This window comes from Alkalihalobacillus sp. TS-13, from assembly GCF_019720915.1.
Taxonomy (GTDB): domain Bacteria; phylum Bacillota; class Bacilli; order Bacillales; family Fictibacillaceae; genus Pseudalkalibacillus.
On sequence record NZ_JAHKSI010000002.1, the window covers coordinates 415,452 to 437,104 of the forward strand.

Annotated in this window: 20 protein-coding genes and 1 other annotated feature; of the genes, 9 read left to right on the forward strand and 11 right to left on the reverse strand. The window is 42.2% G+C overall.

Annotation, left to right across the window (positions count from 1 at the left end; all coding sequences use genetic code 11):
- Nucleotides 1-71 precede the first annotated feature (71 nt).
- The 3 genes from KOL94_RS18795 (at nucleotide 72) to KOL94_RS18805 (ending at nucleotide 4,062) form a co-directional block, all read left to right on the forward strand.
- A complete protein-coding gene (locus KOL94_RS18795) occupies nucleotides 72-878 on the forward strand; it encodes a CAP domain-containing protein (protein ID WP_260412527.1) in 807 nt (268 codons plus the stop codon).
- Between the two features lie 94 nt (nucleotides 879-972).
- The gene (locus tag KOL94_RS18800) at nucleotides 973-2,319 is read left to right on the forward strand and encodes a DUF2254 domain-containing protein (RefSeq protein ID WP_221568182.1); all 1,347 of its coding nucleotides are present in this window, start codon (nucleotides 973-975) and stop codon (nucleotides 2,317-2,319) included.
- Between the two features lie 411 nt (nucleotides 2,320-2,730).
- Entirely contained in the window at nucleotides 2,731-4,062 is a 1,332-nt protein-coding gene (locus KOL94_RS18805) for a DUF2254 domain-containing protein (RefSeq protein ID WP_221568183.1), read from the forward strand.
- A gap of 141 nt (nucleotides 4,063-4,203) precedes the next feature.
- Here the strand turns inward: KOL94_RS18805 and KOL94_RS18810 are convergent, their stop codons facing one another.
- Nucleotides 4,204-4,815, reverse strand: coding sequence for a TlpA disulfide reductase family protein (locus KOL94_RS18810; protein WP_221568184.1), 612 nt, complete (start codon nucleotides 4,813-4,815; stop codon nucleotides 4,204-4,206).
- Nucleotides 4,816-4,973: 158 nt separating this feature from the next.
- Nucleotides 4,974-5,196, forward strand: a binding site (T-box leader).
- Between the two features lie 392 nt (nucleotides 5,197-5,588).
- On the opposite strand from KOL94_RS18810, the gene proS reads away from it, so the two are divergent.
- The gene (proS, locus tag KOL94_RS18815) at nucleotides 5,589-7,019 is read left to right on the forward strand and encodes a proline--tRNA ligase (protein WP_221568185.1); all 1,431 of its coding nucleotides are present in this window, start codon (nucleotides 5,589-5,591) and stop codon (nucleotides 7,017-7,019) included.
- A gap of 121 nt (nucleotides 7,020-7,140) precedes the next feature.
- On the opposite strand, the gene KOL94_RS18820 is transcribed toward proS, so the two are convergent.
- The 5 genes from KOL94_RS18820 to KOL94_RS18840 form a co-directional block, all read right to left on the reverse strand.
- Nucleotides 7,141-7,299 (reverse strand): hypothetical protein, encoded by a 159-nt coding sequence (locus KOL94_RS18820; RefSeq protein WP_221568186.1) that lies wholly within the window; start codon nucleotides 7,297-7,299, stop codon nucleotides 7,141-7,143.
- Between the two features lie 110 nt (nucleotides 7,300-7,409).
- A complete protein-coding gene (locus KOL94_RS18825) occupies nucleotides 7,410-8,702 on the reverse strand; it encodes a M48 family metallopeptidase (protein WP_221568187.1) in 1,293 nt (430 codons plus the stop codon).
- 234 nt (nucleotides 8,703-8,936) lie between these two features.
- Nucleotides 8,937-9,725: a siderophore-iron reductase FhuF gene (gene fhuF / locus KOL94_RS18830; protein WP_221568188.1), complete on the reverse strand. Its 789-nt coding sequence runs from the start codon at nucleotides 9,723-9,725 to the stop codon at nucleotides 8,937-8,939.
- The gene (locus KOL94_RS18835; RefSeq protein ID WP_221568189.1) at nucleotides 9,700-10,518 is read right to left on the reverse strand and encodes an ABC transporter ATP-binding protein; all 819 of its coding nucleotides are present in this window, start codon (nucleotides 10,516-10,518) and stop codon (nucleotides 9,700-9,702) included. Before KOL94_RS18835 ends, fhuF begins: the two co-directional genes overlap by 26 nt.
- Nucleotides 10,519-10,680: 162 nt before the next feature.
- A complete protein-coding gene (locus tag KOL94_RS18840; protein ID WP_221568190.1) occupies nucleotides 10,681-11,529 on the reverse strand; it encodes an HAD family hydrolase in 849 nt (282 codons plus the stop codon).
- A gap of 186 nt (nucleotides 11,530-11,715) precedes the next feature.
- Here KOL94_RS18840 and KOL94_RS18845 point away from each other — a divergent pair, with 186 nt between their 5' ends.
- The 4 genes from KOL94_RS18845 to phnE (KOL94_RS18860) all read left to right on the forward strand — a co-directional run bounded on the left by KOL94_RS18845 (nucleotide 11,716) and on the right by phnE (KOL94_RS18860) (nucleotide 15,278).
- Nucleotides 11,716-12,624, forward strand: coding sequence for a phosphate/phosphite/phosphonate ABC transporter substrate-binding protein (locus tag KOL94_RS18845; protein WP_221568191.1), 909 nt, complete (start codon nucleotides 11,716-11,718; stop codon nucleotides 12,622-12,624).
- A 242-nt stretch (nucleotides 12,625-12,866) separates the two neighbouring features.
- Entirely contained in the window at nucleotides 12,867-13,655 is a 789-nt protein-coding gene (gene phnC, locus KOL94_RS18850; RefSeq protein WP_221568192.1) for a phosphonate ABC transporter ATP-binding protein, read from the forward strand.
- Nucleotides 13,639-14,478: a phosphonate ABC transporter, permease protein PhnE gene (phnE, locus tag KOL94_RS18855; RefSeq protein WP_221568193.1), complete on the forward strand. Its 840-nt coding sequence runs from the start codon at nucleotides 13,639-13,641 to the stop codon at nucleotides 14,476-14,478. Before phnC ends, phnE (KOL94_RS18855) begins: the two co-directional genes overlap by 17 nt.
- Complete coding sequence (phnE, locus tag KOL94_RS18860) at nucleotides 14,478-15,278, forward strand: phosphonate ABC transporter, permease protein PhnE (RefSeq protein ID WP_221568194.1); 801 nt, start codon at nucleotides 14,478-14,480, stop codon at nucleotides 15,276-15,278. Before phnE (KOL94_RS18855) ends, phnE (KOL94_RS18860) begins: the two co-directional genes overlap by 1 nt.
- Nucleotides 15,279-15,496: 218 nt before the next feature.
- Here the strand turns inward: phnE (KOL94_RS18860) and KOL94_RS18865 are convergent, their stop codons facing one another.
- The 3 genes from KOL94_RS18865 to KOL94_RS18875 all read right to left on the reverse strand — a co-directional run bounded on the left by KOL94_RS18865 (nucleotide 15,497) and on the right by KOL94_RS18875 (nucleotide 18,093).
- Nucleotides 15,497-16,366: a Cof-type HAD-IIB family hydrolase gene (locus KOL94_RS18865; protein WP_311775193.1), complete on the reverse strand. Its 870-nt coding sequence runs from the start codon at nucleotides 16,364-16,366 to the stop codon at nucleotides 15,497-15,499.
- 709 nt (nucleotides 16,367-17,075) lie between these two features.
- Nucleotides 17,076-17,384, reverse strand: a complete 309-nt coding sequence (locus KOL94_RS18870) for an AzlD domain-containing protein (protein WP_221568196.1) — start codon at nucleotides 17,382-17,384, stop codon at nucleotides 17,076-17,078.
- Between the two features lie 4 nt (nucleotides 17,385-17,388).
- Nucleotides 17,389-18,093, reverse strand: a complete 705-nt coding sequence (locus KOL94_RS18875; protein WP_221568197.1) for an AzlC family ABC transporter permease — start codon at nucleotides 18,091-18,093, stop codon at nucleotides 17,389-17,391.
- Nucleotides 18,094-18,193: 100 nt separating this feature from the next.
- On the opposite strand from KOL94_RS18875, the gene KOL94_RS18880 reads away from it, so the two are divergent.
- Nucleotides 18,194-18,748, forward strand: a complete 555-nt coding sequence (locus KOL94_RS18880) for a helix-turn-helix domain-containing protein (RefSeq protein WP_221568198.1) — start codon at nucleotides 18,194-18,196, stop codon at nucleotides 18,746-18,748.
- A gap of 184 nt (nucleotides 18,749-18,932) precedes the next feature.
- Here KOL94_RS18880 and lpdA read toward each other — a convergent pair whose 3' ends face one another.
- Entirely contained in the window at nucleotides 18,933-20,378 is a 1,446-nt protein-coding gene (lpdA, locus tag KOL94_RS18885; protein WP_221568199.1) for a dihydrolipoyl dehydrogenase, read from the reverse strand.
- A gap of 1 nt (nucleotide 20,379) precedes the next feature.
- On the reverse strand, nucleotides 20,380-21,645 hold the full coding sequence (locus KOL94_RS18890; RefSeq protein ID WP_221568200.1) for a dihydrolipoamide acetyltransferase family protein: 1,266 nt from the start codon (nucleotides 21,643-21,645) through the stop codon (nucleotides 20,380-20,382).
- Between the last annotated feature and the right edge of the window lie 8 nt (nucleotides 21,646-21,653).

Consider the following 21,653-nt stretch of genomic DNA (forward strand, 5'->3'; position numbering starts at 1 on the left):
AACCCCCATCAAATAGTTTCATAGTCGAAATGTGTCTATGTAACTATAAAAAATTTAGGAGGTAGGAAAAATTGTTCAAAAAACTTCTTATTACTTCTTTACTATCTGCATCAATTTTCGGGGTTAACGCAGGCATTGGTCAGGCATCTACAGGTGCTGAACAGCCCCAGGTACATGTGAAAAAACAAGTTGTTCTTGGTCAAACAGATCAGAACAAAGTGCAAGAATACATGGAAAACTGCTTGAAGGGTAAAGAGCTTGACCCAGCACTTCAAGAAAAAATCCAAGAAGCGTTGAAGAAAGCACAAAACCAACAAGGTGAGCAAAAACAGGAAGCTCCAAAACAAGAGCAACCTAAAGCTGAAGAACCTAAAGCTGAAGAGCCAGCTCCAAAAGAAGAAGCGGCTCCTGCTCCTGAACAAAAGGCAACTCCACAAGAGCAGCCTAATACTGAGCAACAACAATCTGAACAGCCTGCTGCAGAAGGTGAATTCCAACTTACTGCTGATGAGCAGCAAATGGTTGACCTAGTGAACCAGGAACGTGAAAAAGCTGGACTTAAACCATTGGAAGTCGATCCAGAATTGACAAAAATGGCACGTGCAAAATCAAAAGACATGATCGACAACAACTACTTCAGCCATGATTCACCAACATATGGTTCTCCATTTGATATGATGAAGCAATTCGGCATCGAATATAACACTGCAGGTGAAAACATTGCTGGAAACAGTTCTGTAGAGGGTGCACACACTTCTCTTATGAACTCTGATGGACACCGTAAAAACATTCTTGGAAGCCAATACACTAAAATTGGTATCGGAATTGTTGACGGCGGACCATACGGTAAAATGTTCTCTCAAGAATTCACTGGTTAATAAAATTATAAAATAGAAAGAAAGCATCAGCTATTTCGGTTGATGCTTCTTTTTTTGGGGTATAAATAGAAGTAATGAAAGAAGGATGAAGCAAATGAAACTTAATGACTACTGGCTTAAATTTAGACATAGCTTCTGGTTCTTACCAATCTTCTATGGTGTCCTAGCCCTTTTCATGGCGATGTTGAGCATGTATCTGGAAGAATCTATCCCTACGAAAATCATCGCAAAATATGTGCCGAACGCCTTGATGACCGACGTTAAACTAGGACAAACCATTTTGAATGCGATTGCTGTATCGGTACTAACAATGACGTCCATCACATTCTCCTCGATCATGGTCGTGTTGACTACATATTCATCCCAGTTTTCACCAAGGACACTGCAGGATTTCATCAGTGATGTCGTTACACAACGGGTCCTAGGTGTTTTTACTGGGGGATTCATCTACTCATTACTTTTATTGCTTTTTCTAAAGGATCTCAGTGACAAGAAATTATTCCTTGGTCCAGGTGTTGCCGTCATTTGGGCGATTGTTTGCCTTGGGTTCTTCGTCTTTTTCATCCACCATGTGGCAACATGGACTCAGGTCAACAATCTGATTGACAAAATCACGACTCGGACACAAGAAACGATCCGTAACAGCTTCCACTTAGGGGTGGCTCAGACAAAATCAAAGCAGATATCCGTAAAGGAAAACATTAAAGAGCTTGAAAAAAAAGATAAGGTTACGATCAATGCTCCGACATCAGGCTATTTGCAAATGATAAAACTAGGACCCATATTGGAAAAAGCAACAGAAAACGATGAGATCCTCAAGGTGGAACGCAGGATCGGCGATTATATCTTTAAAGAGACACCTTTGTATTCCTTTCTTGATACTGATTCTTTAACTAAAGAAGCTGAGACACGATACGAGGAATGCTTTTTAATCGGTACTGAAAGAAATACGGTTCAGGATGTTGAATTTGGTATTCAGAAATTGGTTGAGATTGCACTTCGAGCTATTTCACCAGGTATCAATGATCCACATACGGCGATCAACTCTATCAATCGGATCGGGACGATTTTATCTGAATTGGGAGAAATCATGTTTCCAAGGCCTTATTATTACGATGAAGATAACAATTTAAGAGTGATTCTGGATATCCAATCTTATCGAGAATTACTCTATAAAGCGTTCTATCAGCTTCGCCACTATGCGCGTGAAGATGTCTCAGTGTGCGCATCTACTATATCCGTACTGCATGGAATTGTTGAACGGAATATCCTTGATCGTTCACTCCAAAAAATCGTTTGGGATTTTGCTGTCTATTTTATCGAGGGGATCGAAACCGATGTATTGTTGGAATGGGATAAACAGTTCATCAACGAAAAAATCTTGCGGCTCGCAAAAACCATCGGTCGCGAAAAAGAATATCAGCAAGTTAAATTGCCATGACAATTTTGTTTTTCAGAAATTCACTCCCTTATCGCGGGCAAACGAAAAGCGGAAGCGACCCGATTAGTCACGTAGGTCACTGGAAAACTGACGAGGAGGCTCGAACCAAACAAAGACCTGGTTCTGGGTGGGTTCACCCATAAGATGTCATTCAATGTGTCGACCGCCGCAGGAAGTTTGAAGTGATCCAAGTGAATGGTCGATGGGCTAGACATCACTTCCCCGTATTAACTCACTTCCGCACGCCTCCTCGCTCACTTGTACAGAGTGGGCTTATATCGCTGTGGGATCTTGTTTGGCTCTCTTTTCCCCAGGATCCATATATCTGTAAAACAATGCTTCTTCTACGCCTTTCATAAAATTCTTTTTTAGAGGAAGAATAGGATAGATGAATTGTGAGGTGTGCAGAAGATGTATATAAAGAATTCATTACATAAGATCCATCAAAGTTTCTGGTATCTCCCTGCATTTTTTAGTTTGATTGCTGTCTTCCTTGCCTATCTATCTGTAGAGGTGGATTTTTGGATGGATTTGAGGGAGCTCCATATGCATTTCCCAGGCTTCATGATCACTGATCGCAATACCACCCAGTTGATTCTAAGCGCATTAGCGACTTCGATCCTTACGATGACAGCCATCACATTTTCATCAATTATGGTACTCTTATCTACCTATCTAGCGCAATATTCCCCTCGTACACTCGATAACTTTTTGAGTGATATGGTGACACGAAGAGTGTTGGGAATTTTCATCGGATCTTTCTTGTATTTCGTCCTCGTCCTGCTATGGATGAATATTTCGGATCAACAGAGCTTTTTAGTGATCCCTTCGTTGTCCGTTTCCTTATCCGCATTGTGCCTTGGATTTTTCGTCTATTTCATCCATCATGTTGGCACTTGGATTCAGGTCAACAACCTCATTCAGGATATTACAGATAACTGTCTTTCCATTTTATCATCCCATAAAGATGACAGATCAGACCTGGTTTCATCTACCTCCTCCCCTTGGTCAAGCTGGGAAGATGAAGAATACAAAACAAAGGAATGCCGGAACGCATCCTCTGAATTCTCAGGCTATCTTCAATTCATCGATTTGGACAAAATGGTGAAACTAGCAACAAGAGATGATTTACTCATCCGCTTCGAAAAGAACATTGGAGACTATGTAGATGAAGGCACGGTCCTTTTTTCTTATTGGTCTTTGGATGATCGCTCTTTTGATATAGAGGATTATTTGCAAAATATACGCGTTGGTAAGCAACGGACCACGGAGCAAGATATCGAATATGGAATCCAGAAGCTGACAGAGATCGCTCTCCGGGCCATATCACCGGCTGTTAATGACCCTTACACGGCAATCACCTGTATCCAGAGACTCGGTAAAATCTTATCCAGGCTTGCCCAAACATCACTTGAGGAACCTTATATCTATGACAATGAAAAAAACCTGCGTGTCATCCTGAACACAGGTGAATTTTCACAGGTCTTGTATAAAAGTTTCTATCAGATCCGCCATTATGGGAAACAGGATGTCTCTGTCATTGGTGCAATCTTCGAGGCCTTGACATTGATTGCCGAAAAAAGCGCTCCAACTATGAAAGATGTGATATGGGATTTTGCAAAAGCGATTGTCGAAGGAATCGATCGCTCTGCTCTCATCCACCTCGATTTCAAATACTTAAACTATAAACTCGATGTTTTGGCACGATACACCGGCCATCAGAAGGAGAAACAGCTGCTTTGAAAATAATGATGCTATTCAAAAACGATACATTCATAATACCCTTTCGTGAGCCTGTTTATCTGGTGTGTGTCGAAGATCAGTATTTACTCTTCTAATGATTTTTCATTGTTAAACGCTCCAAATCATAGACAAGTTTCAGAATCATCCACCTCCTTTTAACTGCTGTTCAAGTTGATCCAGGTTTACAGGACCCATTATTTTGTTTTTTACAAGGCCGTCCGGGTCGATGATGAAAGTTGTGGGTATGACAATGATCTGATACGATTGCCCCACCATTCCTTCTGTATCAAGTGGAACCTGAAAAGGGATTTCGAATTCTTTTGCGAATATCGCCACCTGCTCCACATTTTCTTCTTCGGAGCTGAGGTTCACTGCTAGGATAACAACCTCTTCATTTTCATGGAGATGATGGAAATTGATCAGTTCAGGGATTTCTTTTTTACAATACGTACACCATGTCGTCCAGAAATTAAGGATTACTGTTTTTCCACGATAATCCGATAAAGAGACATCTTCTCCTTCCAGGTTTTGCAATGTGAAATCCGGTGCTTCCTTGCCAATTTCAGCAATAGCAGACTGGACATTTGCAACTTCCGCCGATTCAGGATTGTCGCCGTTTCTATTGGATTGTTCAGCTTTCATATGTTCCACAGTCTGTTTCGTTTGTTCGGCTGTATTCGGGATTCTCCATGCCATAAAACCCAGGAATACGATCAAGCCTACTAAAATGGTAAACTGGAACCGTCGTTGCATTTACCTCACCTCTACAAAGTGCCTTACTATACTATAAGTAGGAATCGGTAAAAAAATGAACAAGCATTGAAAATTCTTATATTTTTTATTAAATGTGGATAACCTGTATATTACTTCTTGACAAATATAGTCAACCGGATTATATTACTTTCAAACAACCTGAAACAATGACGGGGATTAGTAAAGTGAATCACGCCATTTCTAGAGAGGAAGCCATCTGCTGAAAGGTTTCCATGGGCCAGCACTTGAACCTGCCTCTGAGTTCTGTATCGAAATCGACTAAGATACAGCGGATAAGCAATCCGTTATCAACATCGAGTGTATACTGCACATATTGTGCGTTATGAATTAGGGTGGTACCGCCAAGTCTTGGTCCCTTCTGGGGTCAAGGCTTTTTGTTATTGAGATTGTTTACAAATTAGTTTTAAGAAAAATTCGAGACATTCCTTTGGGAAAAGCGAGCAAGCTCAAGCAGCCATGTTTTCAGTTAACGGACACCATAGCCGTTATTTGTGACAAAATCAGTGTTTTTGAAGTTTTAACGGACACCATAGCCGTTATTTGTAAAAAAGCAGGCTGATTTTCTATGATATTTGCAAAATAAGGTCCCTGGTGTCCGTTATTTTTGTAATATCCTATTGTTTTGGTCAAATAAAGTCTCCTGTGTCCGCTAATAGGTAAATGTAACTGGTTTCAGCGAGGAACGGTGGCAGAAGTGGGCTAAGACATGGAATATCAACATTAAGTTTTAGAAAAAACAAGAGGTGATCGAAATGGGAAAAGGATTTGTCCAAGATGTTACTGCAATGGAGGAGGATTTTGCGCAATGGTATACAGATGTCGTCAAGAAAGCTGATCTGATCGACTATTCAAGTGTACGCGGTTCGATGATCATACGTCCTTACGGGTATGCCCTATGGGAAAATATCAAAAACGAACTTGACCGTATGATTAAAGAAACAGGCCATGAAAACGTCTATATGCCTTTGTTCATACCAGAAAGCCTCTTAAATAAAGAAAAGGATCATATCGAAGGATTTGCACCTGAAGTCGCATGGATCACTCATGGGGGTGAAGAAGAACTTACTGAACGTCTTTGTGTCAGACCGACCTCTGAAATCCTGTTTTGCGAGCACTATAAAAATATCATCCATTCCTACCGTGACCTGCCAAAGCTCTATAATCAATGGGCGAATGTCGTGCGCTGGGAAAAGACGACACGGCCATTCTTGCGTACACTGGAATTTTTATGGCAAGAGGGTCACACATGTCATGCCGATGCTGAGGATGCCCAGGCAGAAACGACGAGAATGCTGAATGTATATGCAGAGCTCTGTGAAGACATTCTTGCCATTCCGGTTTTAAAAGGAAAGAAAACCGAGAAGGAAAAGTTCGCAGGGGCGGATTTCACCTATACAATCGAGAGTCTCATGCATGATGGCAAGGCGCTGCAATCCGGGACTTCCCACTATCTCGGAGATGGATTTGCAAAAGCTTTCGGCATTCAATACTCCGACCAAAACGGTGAGCTCCAGCATGTCCATCAAACGTCCTGGGGTCTTACGACGCGTATCATCGGGGCGTTGATCATGGTGCATGGTGACAACAGAGGACTTGTGATTCCTCCTAAAGTGGCGCCAACCCAGGTGATGATCGTCCCAATTGCCCAGCATAAAGAAGGCGTGCTCGATTTTGCTTATGAGCTGAAAAAACACCTATCCAATGCCGCACGTGTGGATATCGATGCGAGTGACAAAAAGCCTGGATGGAAGTTCAACGAATATGAAATGAAAGGCATCCCGGTCCGTTTAGAGGTCGGACCTAAAGATATCGAAAAAGAACAGGTCGTTTTGGTGAGACGGGATACCGGAGAAAAACAATTCGTCCCTTTGAAGGATCTTGATGTGACAGTTGAAAACCTTCTTGCTGATATACAAAGGAATCTTTTTGAAAAAGCAAAGGCATTACGAGCTGAAAGGACATATACCGCTTTAAGCTTTGATGAGTTTAAAACAACACTCAATGATCAACCTGGATTTATCAAAGCGATGTGGTGCGGCGAAACCTCCTGTGAAGAAAAGATCAAAGAGGAAACTGGCGCAACATCACGATGCATCCCGTTTGAACAAGAAAAATTAGCGGACACCTGCTTCTGCTGCGAGAAAGAAGCGAAGCAAATGGTTTACTGGGCGAAGGCATATTAGATTCAAGCCGTGGATTTTTCCGAAATCACCGATAATTTTCGGTTTTGCACCGATAAATAAAATTTTATAATACCCGAAACAAAAGGCACCCACCGAAGGAGTGCCTTTCCCATTGTTCATTTTAAAACATTGGCAAGATATAATTAATGAGGAAATATAGGATTCCGAAAAAGATTATAAGATATGCTGCGTACTTGATGAATGTTGAAGCTACCATACTGGAATCCTTTTTCTTTTCTACTTTCCTTTCACGTACATCCAAGTCATCATGACGATCCATGGGGATCACTCCTCTCAACATTTTGACTCAGTCTATGAAGGTCAAGATCAGTTGTTATGAAGTGTATTCCCCTCTTTTTTTCTTTGAAAACATGACGAACATTTATTAAATCACTTTTTCTCTTCTTCAGATTCATTATTGATCGGATCCGTCCGCTTCCAGTTATCGAGGAAAGTGATCCGCTCGAGCATTGTCGGGTGCCCATATAAGAAAAATTTGACGAGTAGGGGCGGATGGACTTCGCTCAAACCAGACACCGCAAGCTGTTGGAAAGAACCGACTGCAGCCTCTGGATCCTGTGTCATCTCAATCGCATATTCATCAGCGGACCGTTCCGCCTGCCTTGAAATTGCATTCTCAACAGGGCTTGCTGCGAACGATAACACCGAGAACACCAGTAATAAGGCTGGAAGCGCAGCAACATCTGTAGGTTTTTTAACCCCCCATTGCTCTCCCCATCGTTTGATCATTGCCGCATACAGCTTCGAACCGATCCACAACCCGATGAAAGTGGCAGCGATTGAACCGATCAGGTTCCAGAAGAGATGATGCTTAACGAAATGACCCATTTCATGTGCCATGACGAAAAGCACTTCTTTATCGCTCAAGTTCTTAAGGGTCGTATCCCAAAGGACGATACGCAAATTAGAGCCGATACCGTTGACATACGCGTTCAATGCATTCGTCTTTTCCGACATGTTCACTTCATAGACACGATCCGCTGTAATATCTGCTCGATCAGCCAGCGCAAGAATCTTCTCTTCAAGCACCTTGTCTTCTAAACGGTAGAAATCGTTATACAATGGGTCGATCCAGATCGGCTGGATGAAATAGATGAATAGCGTGAATGGGATCGATAATAGCCATCCATAGAACCACCAACGCTTTTCAGACTTTTTCATCAGCCAATACAATGCCTGCACAATCACGAACAAGAACAATGTATTGATCCAAAAGGAAATGATATTATCTCTCATCCAACTGGAAAATGGCTGAACCGAAATGCCATAATCGAGTGAAACCGTGTAACTGTAGTAATCGATCGGAAAGCTTAAGATAAAAGCGATCAGCGACAGTAGCACGACGTAAATAGCATTATGGATGATTGGGAATCTTGTAACTTCAATTGCACGATTACGGAACCATTTGGATAATCCGATTCCAAGGACGGCAAGATAGATCATCCATTCAAACGGTACAGATAAGAAATACAACCATTGCTTGATTCGTGAAAAATCATGGCTTAATTCCAATTGCCGTTCATTCATGAACACAGATGGATCTGCTGCTGTTCCTTGATATTGAACTGGAATGGATGTATCCGCACCTATGAATAAATACCACGATATGAACGTGGCATACACTATGAAACCTGCGCCAATCCAGATTGCCTTTTTCTTCATTCCTCCACCCTCCCTATGTTTGTCCATTATTAGTGTAATAGAAGTTGTCGTCGTTTAGAACTATTGAAAAGAGGCTTTTTATGTTAATTTATGGTTGTTAGGAAGTCTCTATTTATTTAAAATTGTGAAAGCAGTGCCTTGGCGTATTCTGTTATACCAAAAAAACACAAAAAAAAGACCTGTCCGCACATCTGTATGATCGATGTCATGAACTGGTCTTCGGTACCTGATGTTTTATTCAGTTGGTTTCGGATCTTTCGTATACCCAGATAAGCACCTTGGACAGTTTTTACAGAAGGCACGCTCTGGATTCACCTCATAGTACAAGCAGCATGTTTTACGTACCCGCACAGGAGGCTCGCTCTTCAGCAAGGTCTGTTTAGCATGTCTGAATTTCTTTAAAGGGTTTTCGTTTAAACCAAAGCATTCGGCTGGCGCTTCAAGAATTATCTCTAAATCTTCTGCAATCCGTTCTGCAGAAACGAGGTCCGGATGGTTCAGAAAGCTTGTTTCATACAACCAAAAAAGATACACTGCAGTGTTTTCCCAGAGGATTGGAGACGGAATGGAAGTCAATTCTGTTAAACGTCCCCACACTGGAGTAAGGTGATCTCGAAAGATCGTTTCAAGACCTATGTAAAGCTCTTGCTCCCGATGACTACTGATATCTCTCGTATTCGTCTCATGTAAATAAAGTACTGGCCGCATTATCCCGTGTTCCGAATCAGGCTGAACCCTGCAATTATCAGGTCGGACATCAAGTAATTGGTTGAACAATGTCAGACTTGTGAAAAAAGGGGCAGTCAACAGAAAGGCGTATTTTTTAGAAAATTGTGATGCCGCCACAAGGTTGTTCGGGGCTCCCAATGACTCACTTAACTCGTCTATAAACTTCTCTGCTTTAGATAAGATTAATAAATCCTCTGATGTAAATGAGTGATCATCAGAGGAATATTCACTGTCTAATCGATAATTTTCTTCAAGGAAAAGCAGTTGCTTAGGCGTTAGCGTATCGAATATCATTAGCTACCTTCCTACCCTTCCCACAAGGAATACAAAGCGGTGAACCGAACATCGGGTCACATGATATTTGAGCCTGCAAGCCGAACACATCATGGACCATCTTCGTCGTAACGATCTGTTCAGGTGCTCCTTCAGCATAAATACCTTTATTGTGAACAGCCACGATGTGATCTGCATACCGACAGGCGAGATTCAAATCATGAAGCACCATTACGATCGTACGTTGTTCCATTTGATTCAAATCATATAGTAGATCCAATACCTCAATTTGATGGGCTAGGTCCAGATAGGTCGTTGGTTCATCAAGCAAAATCGTCTCCGTATTTTGTGCCAGGGACATCGCAATCCAGGCACGTTGTCGCTGCCCTCCTGATAAAGAGTCGACAGGACGATCCTGAAGATCCAGAAGATGGGTTGCCTCTAGAGCTGAGTTGACAGCTTCTTCATCCTTCTTTGTCCATTGTTGAAGCCAGTTTTGATATGGATATCTTCCTTGCTTCACAAGCTGGATGACCGTCAGTCCTTCGGGTGTTACTGGTGACTGAGGAAGAATTGCAAGCTCTCTTGCCACTTTTTTAGTGGAAGATTTATGGATATCTCTCCCATTGATGATGATATTTCCGGATTTTGGTTTCAACAGTCGTGCCAGCGCTTTAAGCAGTGTCGATTTACCAGACCCATTGCTGCCGATCAATACTGTGATTTTTCCTTTGGGTACTTTAAAATCCAGATTCTCGATGATTGGTGTTTCTTGATAGGATAATGTAACCTGTTTGGTTTCAAGAGAGTACATGAACTTCTCCCCTTCGCGTAATTAATCAGTCCGTACGATATAACCTACTTTCAAGTTTATTTTAAATGAGAATCTTTGTCAATGAATTTGAGAATCATTATCACCTGAATTTAAATAAAATGCTCATCCGAAATGCATTAAAATTTGGATGAGCATATGCTATTATTCCATTTCGTCAACGGCTTCGAATACATCCGCCAGGCTCGTGACGACTTTCAGATTGTCGTGTTCCAGTTCGATTCCGGTCGGCTGGATATAGATCGTTTTCAGACCTAACAGCAATGCAGGTGCGATCTCATTTATCAGATTGTCTCCGATTGAAACCGTCTGCTCTGCTTTGACCCCGTATTTCTTCATCAAATCCTGGAAGATTTTTTTCGTCTGTACGGGCTTCTGGGCCAAAGGAATGATTTCAGGAAAAAGGTCATCCAGTTCAAGCTCGTTAAGCAGCCGTTCAACATCATCCTTCTCACTGTTCGTAACAAGGACGATCTCCGCCTCTTCTTTCAGCTTTTGTAAGCCTTTTTTCAAACCGGGAGTCTTCGTTAGCTGGAAGTCATCTGTTACCATGAAATCCTTCGTCTTTGTATAACAATGGTATGTTTCCTCAATCGATACTCCATAGTGTCTTGCTGCAGAATATGGGAGCCACCATCCATCCCCTATTGCGATCATTTTTTCAAAATCAAAAGCCAATTCCCGATCATATGTACGAGTAACGTCTTCACTTTTCCATTCCGATCCATCCCAATTTTGAACGTGGGTCACTTTTAACGTCAATGGATCAAGTGTAAGGATAGCATCATGCTCCACATCATAGGCTTTTCCGATTCCTACAGCGTGATTTCCGGTCTTCATATGCTCATAGTCGTTCATGAATTTTTCTTGATCATCATTTGCAACTTTCTCTTTCAACAGTGAAGCATAATAATCGAAGTGATCAGTATCTTCATATAATGTGCCGTCCAGGTCGAAAATTATCAGCTTGCAATCCGGATAAAACTGTTTCATTTAACATCCCTCACCAAAAAGTTTAATCGATCTCTCAACTCCTTGTTATTATAATGGTTCTCCTAATCTATCGCAAAACCATTATGTAAAAGTAGTACAAAATTTGTAAAATTGTATGGAAAAAATTGCAGAATTATAGGATAATTGTGGTGTTGTCAATTTAAACATATTTAGGGGGAAATAGGAATGAAAAAGGTTTTTGCACTATTGTTTGCTGCTCTATTAGCAATCGGGCTGACAGCATGCGGAACAAGTAGTGATTCTGGTTCTACCGGTAAAGACGGGGAAATAAAAAAATTAGTCATGGGATTCGTTCCATCACAGGATTCTGATGAAATCGCTGACACAGTCGAACCTCTTGCTGATAAACTTGGTGAAGAGCTTGGGGTTGAAGTTGAAGGTAAAGTCATGACAAGTTACTCAGCACTTGTAGAAGCAATGGGTAGCAACCAAGTTCAAATCGGTTTCTTGCCTGCTTTCGGTTACGTATTAGCAAATGATAAACATGGCGTTGAAGTCATTCTCAAGTCAGAGCGTTTCGGAAGCGGTACATACAAAGCACAATATGTCGTCCGTGCTGATTCCGATATCGAATCATTAGAAGACATGGAAGGAAAGACATGGGCGATTCCTGACTTGACTTCGACTAGCGGATTCTTGTTCCCAGCAGCTCAAATCATGGACGAATTCGGTGTGGAAGATGTTCAATCAGGCTTCTTCAGCAACACAGTTGAAGCTGGCGGACATGATAACGCGATCATCTCAGTCTACGAAGGAGATGCTGATGTAGCAACTACATTCGATGACGCTCGTACTACCGTCGAAGAGGATTATCCAGATGTTATGGACAAGCTTAAAGTCGTTGGATACACGGATGAAATTCCGAACGATACGATTTCCGTAACAAAAGAACTTTCTGCCGAGTGGCAAAAGAAAATCAAAGACACATTCCTATCATTTAATGATGATGAAAAAATGATTGAAATCATGAACGAAGTATACAGCTGGGATGCAATCATCGAAGCTGAAGACAGTGAATATGATGTTGTCCGCAGCACTTACGAGAAGTTCAAGGATTCAATTTCTATCGACTGATAATACGTTCAATTCTTCCGGGGGAAGCTTGGCTTCTCCCTTTTTTTCACTTAAGAATTGTTAAATAGTACTGTAAACAGTGCCTTCACTTATAGAAAGTATAAGGACAACTAAGAACAAACCGACTTTTATTCCTTTAAATACATAAAGTCCTGAGTGATTTATGAAAAACACATAGAGTACTGATTCTTCCTCTCTAACTATGAAACAATCAGACTCTGTTCACGATAAGGGGAGTTAGTATGATTGAAATGAAAGATTTATCCCTTGTCTACCCCAACGGTACACAAGGCTTAAAAAATATCAATGTGAAGATCAATGAAGGTGAGTTCGTGGTCATCGTCGGTCTATCCGGAGCTGGGAAATCAACTTTCATCCGAAGCGTAAATAGACTCGTAACACCGACAGAAGGTCAATTGATCGTTGATGATCAAGATATCTTGAAGTATAAAGGGACAGATCTCCGTAAGCTCCGTACAAAAGTAGGCATGATCTTCCAGAATTACAACCTGGTCAAACGTTCTACAGTCATGAAAAATGTGATTTCTGGTCGTCTGGGTCATACGGGGACTCTCAAGAGTATCCTCAACCTCTATTCGAAAGAGGATATGGCTCTTGCCTATGAAAGCCTGAAGCGTGTAAATATCGAAGAGAAGCTATATACACGAGCAGACCAATTGAGTGGCGGACAGCAACAGCGTGTTTCCATCGCGCGTGTACTGACGCAACAGCCATCTGTCGTACTGGCTGATGAACCTGTGGCTAGTCTTGATCCTCCTACTTCTCACCAAGTCATGAAGTACTTGAAGAAAATCAATCGTGAAGATAACATCACAACAATCGTCAACCTTCACTTTATTGATATGGCGATGGAATATGCTGATCGAATCATCGGTATGCGTGCCGGAGAAATTGTATTTGATGGGCCTGCAAGTGAAGTGAATGAACAAACATTCGAAGAAATCTACGGCAGACCAATCAAGGAAGATGATATTCGAGGGGGCACCGAAGAGAATGTCGAAACCCCTTAATACGAACCAAACGCCTAATCGTATCGTAAGTACCGATCAAGTGCCTACTAGTCTCGTATCCAAAAATGCGAAAATACGCATGAACATTATATTACTCGTAGTACTTGGGCTATATATTTTCAGTTCAGTGATGACCGAGTCCTCGGTACTTCGTTTTAATTCGAAGTTTTTCCTGGATGTCTGGAATATGGTTGTCCAGCTGTTCCCGCCTAACTGGAGTTATGCTGGGGTTGTTGTCGATAAGCTGCTGGAAACGATCAAGATGGCACTCATCGCAACGTCGATCGCTGGAATACTATGTATACCTTTCAGCTTATTAGCAGCAAGCAATATTGTACAGAACAAATTCCTCTATAACTTCATCAAGATGTTTTTGAATATCATGCGTACGATTCCAGAATTGATATTAGCAGTTGTATTCGTCGGTTTATTCGGTATCGGTGTTTTCGGCGGTATTCTTGCTCTGATCATCTTTTCACTCGGTATCCTTGCGAAATTGATCAGTGAAACGATTGAAGCTATTGATATGAATCCACTTGAAGCGATCCGTGCATCCGGGGGAAATACACTCCAGGTCATCTGGTATGCAGTTGTGCCACAGGTATTGCCTCAATTCGTTTCGTTCACGCTGTATGTATTTGAAATCAATGTACGTGCTTCGGTTGTTCTAGGTTTCGTAGGCGCCGGCGGAATCGGTTTGATCCTTCAACAGCAGCTGAACTTTTTAAGTTATCAGAATGTAAGTACAATCATCGTCATTACGTTTATAGTCGTTGTCATCATCGATTACATCAGTAATAAATTAAGGGGGCGTCTCGTGTAATGAACATCACTGTTCCTCCTAAACCACCTAAAAGTGGTATCAAAACTTTTCGAAACATTGGAATCGGCATCGGTATGCTCGCTCTCTATATTTGGGCATTTGCTACAATCGAAATTCCTTGGGGCCGGATTTTCAGCGAACGGACAGTTGCAAACTTCGATCGTGTCATTCCAAAATTGTTCAGCCCTGATTTCACGTTCGCGTCCAGAGTTTTTGATTATATGATGGAAACCCTGTTCATTGCTTTTACAGGCTCATTCATGGCAGCAATCCTTGCTGTACCGTTCGGCTTTTTCGCAGCTTCGAACATCAACCGTAATCCATTTTTGAATACATTAGGAAAATGGATCCTGAATGCTGACCGGACTTTTCCGGAGATCCTACTCGCCTTGATCTTCGTCGTCGCAATCGGACCTGGTGCATTTGCTGGTGTGCTAGCAATCGCCATCCACTCAGTCGGTATGCTTGGAAAGCTTTACTCCGAAGTCGTTGAATCCATTGATATGAATGTAGTTGAAGCGATGGAAGCAAACGGCGCGAACAAGATTCAGATCTTTTTCTACGGAATTATGCCTCAGGTTATTCCTGAGTTCTTATCCTATGCCATCTATCGATTTGAAATCGATGTCCGTGCATCCACGGTTCTTGGAATCATCGGTGCAGGTGGTATTGGAACGCTTCTGGTCATCTCCTCCCGTAACCGGAACTGGGATGAGGTTGGGATGATCCTGCTCGTCATCATCATCTTTGTCAGCATCATCGACTATATCAGTACGTATATCCGTAAACGCATTGTCTGATCTGAATAGACAAGAAACCCATCGCCCAGAAGGCGGTGGGTTTTTACTGTTATATGGTGGGACTATGGTGTAATTTTACACTTTTGGCCGGATTATGCTCCAAAGCCGCCGGATTCCATCCAAAATTGACCGGATTAGGGTTCAAACCCGCCGTATTCCATCCAAAACTGGCCGGATTGTTAGCGTCAGAATACCTTCCTGCCAAACAACATCTTTTATCAGCTGACTCGGTTCTTTCTCATGAACGTTTGGATCGCGAAGGCAACTCCACTTTCATCATTCGTTTTAGTCACAAAGGTGCATAACTTTTTGATATCCTCTTCCGCATTGCCCATTGCTACACTATATCCTGCTAATTCGAACATGGATACGTCGTTGTAGTTATCGCCTATTGCCATGACCTCACTCATAGGGATGCCGAGCTCCTCCGCATATTGCTTCACAGCGATTCCTTTTTGGGCATCACGATGTGTGATCTCGATATTCGCCTCGGCAGATTTACTGACTGCTAAGTCTTTGAATGTAAGGAAATCATTCAAAGCATTTTTACGATCGCGCTCATTTCTTGAAAAAGCGAGCAGCTTATAAATTTCAACATCTGGTTCTGCCACGACTTCCTTATAATCTTCAATTGTATGAATACGTCCATTATTAATGCGATAGTCTGCTAATTCATGCGCACGCTCATTACTTACTTCAGGGTTGGCGCTTTTGATGATGTCAACAATGATGTCAATTGCCATTTCGGGATTGTCACTAAATGTTCCTTTATTCGTGTATAGCTCATAATAAATCGAATGGCCGCCTAAAACTTCATCAGCCTTATAATAAGTGTCCTTCGGCAATGTAATGCTTTGCTTGATTGTACCCTCTTCATCCCTCATCTGTGCACCATTGATGGCTATGATGGGAAGAGTCAAGCCTGCTTCTTTAATCGGACTAACGGCTTCTTTATAAGAACGGCCTGTCGCAACAATCACGTGGATTCCTGCTTCTTGTGCTTTTTTAATTACTCTTACGTTCTCTTCATTGATTGTTGTATTGTTATTGACAAGTGTACCATCCATATCAATAGCTATAAGTTTCACATTATCATGTCCTTTTTCATAGTTTCTAACCTAGTTTTCCCATTTTGACGATAAGAAAACACTTTTTTGAAAAGCATCTGTTTTATGCAAAATCAACTCCCTTTCCGCGGGAACAAGAAAAGCGGAAGCGACCCGTTTAGTCACGCAGGTCACTGGAGGACTGACGAGGAGGCTCGAACCAAACAAAGACTTGGTTCTGCGTGGGCTAACTCATAAGGATGTCAATCAATATTTGCCGCCGTAGGAAGTTTGAAGTGATCCAAGGGACTGGTCGCTGAGCTAGACATCACTTCATTGCATTAACCTACTTCCGCAAGCCCCCTCGCTCACTTGCACAGGACGTGATGGTATTTAGTCGAAGTTCATTATTATAGTCGAAGATCCTTAATTCCCTGTGGCGTCTTGTCTGGCTCGCTTTCCCCGCGGGAATGTCGCCAACTTTACTTAATAACAGAGTCAATTATAAAAAGAAAAAGAGCTCTGAATTCAGCTCTGTTTTGAAAACGCTTTATTTATGTTTTATGTCTGTAAAAAAAGCTTCGATGAATGCTTGGAAAATTTCAACGGATTGAAAAGCAAAGAGTGATATAGCCGTTATTGAAAACAATCCTATAACAAGATATCGAAAGAAAAACATTCTTGTTCACCTCGTTTATTGGAGTAAATTCAATATACCACTGTTCTCCTTTTTTGAAAAGTAAAGTATTTATTAAGTGAATAGCAGGCTGCAGAGGCTTAGAGCCCCTATTGAACTGATGACAATTACGATTAGGCTTGCACCAAAATAAGCTGAAACGAATGCCGTAAGTGCGCCGACAACACCCATCCATATTTCCCCATTAAAGGTGATGATCCCTGGAAAAATCAACGCACCAAGGATGGCATAAGGGACATTCTTAAGCACTCCTCTTATGAGTGGTGGGATTGATTCTGTTTTGAAGGCTACTAGAGGAAGCATCCTCGGTATATAAGTAACAGCTGCCATCCCTAATATGATCCAGATATACGTATCAAGCATCCGCTTATTCCCCTTTCCACAAGACTTCAATGATAATCGCTGCAAACAATGTAGAAAGGATGATCGTCCAGCCTGTTGACATCGATGTGCTGAAGGTTAAAATACTATTAACAACAGCTGCAACCGAAGCTAAGAGTATCACTTTCAATGACTTTCGTGCACTAGGGACAAGGAGACCGATGAATAGGGCGTACAACGCAATCCCCATGCTTTCCTGCAAAATCGAAGGCAATCCTGAACCGATCAGGTAACCGACTCCTGAAAACATGACCCAGCTGCTCCAGGCGATGATTCCGATACCAAGCATATAAGCTGCTTGAATTTTTCCTTTTTGGACAGCCGCTACTGAAAAGGTCTCATCTGTTATGAAAAAGCTGTATAGCGCTTTTTTCCATTTTGGATCATCAGATGACTTCTCTCCAATAGAAGCACTCATCAATAAATGGCGGATGTTGACGATAAACGTAGTGAGGATGATCTCAAAGCCGCTGATTCCTGCTGCAAACATTGTAAGGGAAATATACTGTGCGGCACCTGCAAATACGAAGATGCTCATACTGATCGTTTCGAAGAGATTCAGTCCGGAGCTTTTCGCGAGCAGACCGAATGTAAATGCAACAGGCATATATCCGATTGCGATACTGCTTCCCTTTTGAAGTCCGCGTCTGAAAAGTGATGACGACAGTCGTTCTGTAATGGCCACATTCATAAGGTCTTCACCTTCCCCTGACTTTGTTAAACTTACCATCTGTATGTTATATTGTATGTATTGTATTTTATAACATATACTATAGTCAAGGAGAAATTCAATGTCACATGAAATCAATCATATGATCGGTAAAAAAATAAAGATGATCCGTACGGAACGGAAATTGAGCCTGGATGATTTGTCTAAGCTGACAAACGTCAGTAAGGCGATGCTCGGTCAGATCGAGCGTGGTACGTCCAGCCCAACAGTGAGTACATTATGGAAAATCGCTTCAGGACTCGGTGTCTCTTTTTCCTCTTTTGTCGAGGAGGAAGCACCAACGTTTTCGAAAGTAAGGATCGATGATGTGGAGCCTTTGTTAGAAGATGATGGGCGTTATTTGGTACACACTCTCTTCCCAACTGAGCCTAACCGTAATTTCGAAGCATATGCTGTCACATTGCAACCCGGTTGTTCCTATACGAGTCCCTCGCATGGTACCGGTGTTGAGGAATACCTTTTCCTTCACGAGGGTGAATTGAATGTCTTGATAGAGGATTCGACCCATTCACTGAAAGCGGGGGAAGCCTTCCGCTTTTCCGCAGATTTTGCGCATACCTACCAAAATACTTCCTTAAAACGTTGTGAACTGTATTTGATCATCCATTATCGTTGAAATTCATAGCTGTTCCAACCTGGGTGGACGTCCGCTCAGGTTATTTTTCATCGTCAATTTTATAGACTTTCATCCACGTATTCTATTCACCTATACATTAAGCAATAATACAGTATTGTACCAGAATAGCTTCGATTATGAAAAAAGCTGACCGAATTGGTTTTCGGTCAGCCTTCCTTATATATCATCCTACTGGCTCTGCTTCTTTCTTCTGTTGTTTGTTCGGCGGGATATGAATCGCTTCTCCGGTCATTGACTCAAGTGCTTCCAACCATCCTTCGTTGAAGCTTGGGTGAGGATAGAATGGATACGAGAGATCTTCATCGCGAGCTGCCATCTCAAGTGCTGTCACACCAGATGATATCATTTCTACTGCACCCTGACCGATCATATGGACACCGAGCAACAGATCTGTTTCAGCGTCTTTGACGATTTTGACAAGCCCTTCTTTTTTACCAGCGATACTCGCGAAGCCATTCCCTGCCATCGAGAATTGGCCGGTAACTACTTGATAGCCCTCTTCCACAGCTTGTGCTTCCGTAAGGCCTGCGTATGCGATCGGAGTAGAAGTATGAACCACTGTCGGGATGTAGCGGAGATTGAGCTCCGGTGTTTTCCCTGCAATGTGTTCTGCTGCTACTTTTCCTTGCTTGATCGCTTTGACAGCAAGTGAAGGTCCGATCGTTACATCCCCTACCGCATAGATATTCTTTTCTGTCGTTTCGCTGAATTCGTTGACGACTAGAAACCCGTTCTCGTCTGTTTCCATTGATAATGCTTCAAGACCAAGGTCAGTAGTGTTCGGCCTGAATCCAGTTGAAACGAGCAGATGAGATCCATCAACCGTCAGTTTTTCATCCTTTTTCAGCAAGTAAAGGGTTACGTTGTCATCACTTTCTTCAACTGTTTCGATAACGGTATTTTTGATGACTTTTATCTTTGATTTTTTCAAGACACGCGTCAATTCTTTGTTGATCTCCGTATCAATTCCGAACTCATTACCCCCATCTAAGACAATCGTAACCTTCGAGCCCATTGCATTGAAACTCGTAGCCGCTTCTAAAGCAATATAGTCGGATCCATAGATTACGAGATGCTCTGGCACTTCTTCGATTGCGTATATCTCCTGAGCGTTGTATACGTGATTGAAGCGAGCGTCGATCTCCTGTGGTATATAGGATGATGCCCCAGTCGCGACAATCGCCTTTTCATATTTAAACATCTCGAACGTATCGCCCGATTCAACACCGATACGGTTTCCAGTCATAAAAGAGGCGCTCCCATTAATGACCTCGATTTTATTTGCTTTACATAGAGCTTCAACACCCTTTTGCAAAGCAGAAACGGTTTGTATCATGTAGGTGTTGTGCTGGTCCATGTTGAACTTAGGTTCAGTAGCTTCAATCCCAAGCTGCTGCATGTGTTTCCAATCCCCCAGCTTTTCAGCTGTGTGGGCATAAAGCTTTGATGGGATACACCCTTTACTTAGGCAGATGCCACCGAGTTCTCCTTTTTCAATCAAAGTAACCTCGATTCCGAGCTGGGCAGCACGGATTGCAGCATTGTATCCACCAGGTCCACCGCCGACGATGATCAATTCACGCTCTTGTATTACTTCACCTACTACCATGTTATATCAGCTCCAATGTCATTGCTGCAGGGTTTTCGATATAGTGCATGAAGCGATTTGTAAATGCGACTGCGGTAGCTCCGTCCGCAACACGGTGATCGAATGTCATCGATACGTTCATGATCGAACGGATGACGATTTCATCATTGATGACAACTGGCATTTTCTTTGTCTTATGGAAAGCCATCAAACCGACTTCAGGATGGTTGATGATTGGGGTCGCCCCAGTGCTCCCTAGCGGACCGACATTACTGATCGTGAAAGTACCGCCCTTCATTTCAGATGGCTTCAATTTATTCGTTTTAGCTTTATTAATCAGCTCTTTCATTTCACTGTTGATCGTGGAAATCGACTTTTGCTCAACATTCTTCACAACAGGTACGATCAAACCATCATCTGCATCTGTCGCAATCCCCATGTTCACTTCACCTTCAAGGCGAATGACTTCATTCTCTTCATCCAGTTTTGCATTGAAGATTGGATAATCACGTAGCGCTAGCTGTAACGCTTTTACAAAGAAGGCTGCGAGTGATACGTTCATGCCCTTCGATCCATCCGGGTCAGCTGTTTTAAGGGATTTTTTCAAGTCTAATAGATTCGTAAGATCGACTTCGTCAAAGTGCGATACATGTGGAATCGTGTAAAGTGATTGCGTCATCTTCTGCGCAATCTGTTTTCGGCGTCCTTTGAACGGAATTTCTTTTGTTTCTACCGCAGCTTTTGTTATTGAAACAGGGGTCTCAGACGATCCTTCTTGTTTCTTTTCCACCTGTTCCTGACCGCCATTGATGAATTGATAGACATCCTCTTCGGTTACGCGTCCAGCTGGGCCAGACCCATTGATCTGCTCGATGTCTACGTTGTTTTCACGAGCAATTTTCCTTGTATATGGAGCTGCAAGTACACGTCTTGTTAAGCGTGTCATGGACTGTACTGCGCTCATTGAACGTTCAGGTTGAGCAGCTGGTACAGGTTTTTCTTGTTTCTCCTGTAGTGGTTCTTCCGGCATCTTATCTTGCGTAGGGACACTCCCTTCTTTTTCAATCAGGATGATCGTAGTACCGACTGTGACGACTTCACCTTCAGAGGCTTTGATTTCTTTTACCGTACCAGCGACTGGCGACGGAAGTTCCGCCGTTACTTTATCTGTTTGGACCTCTACTAATGGTTGGTCGATTTTGACTACGTCTCCTGGAGAGACATGAAAATGTGTAATTTCTCCTTCTGTTATTCCTTCCCCGATGTCATGGAGCTTTACTTCAATCATCTTCTTCC

Bases quoted from the DNA above. Each gene is read 5' to 3' on its own strand.
- KOL94_RS18800 (WP_221568182.1), top strand. From the start codon at position 973: ATGAAACTTAATGACTACTGGCTTAAATTTAGACATAGCTTCTGGTTC.
- KOL94_RS18805 (WP_221568183.1), top strand. From the start codon at position 2,731: ATGTATATAAAGAATTCATTACATAAGATCCATCAAAGTTTCTGGTAT.
- KOL94_RS18810 (WP_221568184.1), bottom strand. From the start codon at position 4,815: ATGCAACGACGGTTCCAGTTTACCATTTTAGTAGGCTTGATCGTATTC.
- proS (WP_221568185.1), top strand. From the start codon at position 5,589: ATGGGAAAAGGATTTGTCCAAGATGTTACTGCAATGGAGGAGGATTTT.
- KOL94_RS18820 (WP_221568186.1), bottom strand. From the start codon at position 7,299: ATGGATCGTCATGATGACTTGGATGTACGTGAAAGGAAAGTAGAAAAG.
- KOL94_RS18825 (WP_221568187.1), bottom strand. From the start codon at position 8,702: ATGAAGAAAAAGGCAATCTGGATTGGCGCAGGTTTCATAGTGTATGCC.
- fhuF (WP_221568188.1), bottom strand. From the start codon at position 9,725: ATGATATTCGATACGCTAACGCCTAAGCAACTGCTTTTCCTTGAAGAA.
- KOL94_RS18835 (WP_221568189.1), bottom strand. From the start codon at position 10,518: ATGTACTCTCTTGAAACCAAACAGGTTACATTATCCTATCAAGAAACA.
- KOL94_RS18840 (WP_221568190.1), bottom strand. From the start codon at position 11,529: ATGAAACAGTTTTATCCGGATTGCAAGCTGATAATTTTCGACCTGGAC.
- KOL94_RS18845 (WP_221568191.1), top strand. From the start codon at position 11,716: ATGAAAAAGGTTTTTGCACTATTGTTTGCTGCTCTATTAGCAATCGGG.
- phnC (WP_221568192.1), top strand. From the start codon at position 12,867: ATGATTGAAATGAAAGATTTATCCCTTGTCTACCCCAACGGTACACAA.
- phnE (WP_221568193.1), top strand. From the start codon at position 13,639: ATGTCGAAACCCCTTAATACGAACCAAACGCCTAATCGTATCGTAAGT.
- phnE (WP_221568194.1), top strand. From the start codon at position 14,478: ATGAACATCACTGTTCCTCCTAAACCACCTAAAAGTGGTATCAAAACT.
- KOL94_RS18870 (WP_221568196.1), bottom strand. From the start codon at position 17,384: ATGCTTGATACGTATATCTGGATCATATTAGGGATGGCAGCTGTTACT.
- KOL94_RS18875 (WP_221568197.1), bottom strand. From the start codon at position 18,093: ATGAATGTGGCCATTACAGAACGACTGTCGTCATCACTTTTCAGACGC.
- KOL94_RS18880 (WP_221568198.1), top strand. From the start codon at position 18,194: ATGTCACATGAAATCAATCATATGATCGGTAAAAAAATAAAGATGATC.
- lpdA (WP_221568199.1), bottom strand. From the start codon at position 20,378: ATGGTAGTAGGTGAAGTAATACAAGAGCGTGAATTGATCATCGTCGGC.
- KOL94_RS18890 (WP_221568200.1), bottom strand. From the start codon at position 21,645: ATGATTGAAGTAAAGCTCCATGACATCGGGGAAGGAATAACAGAAGGA.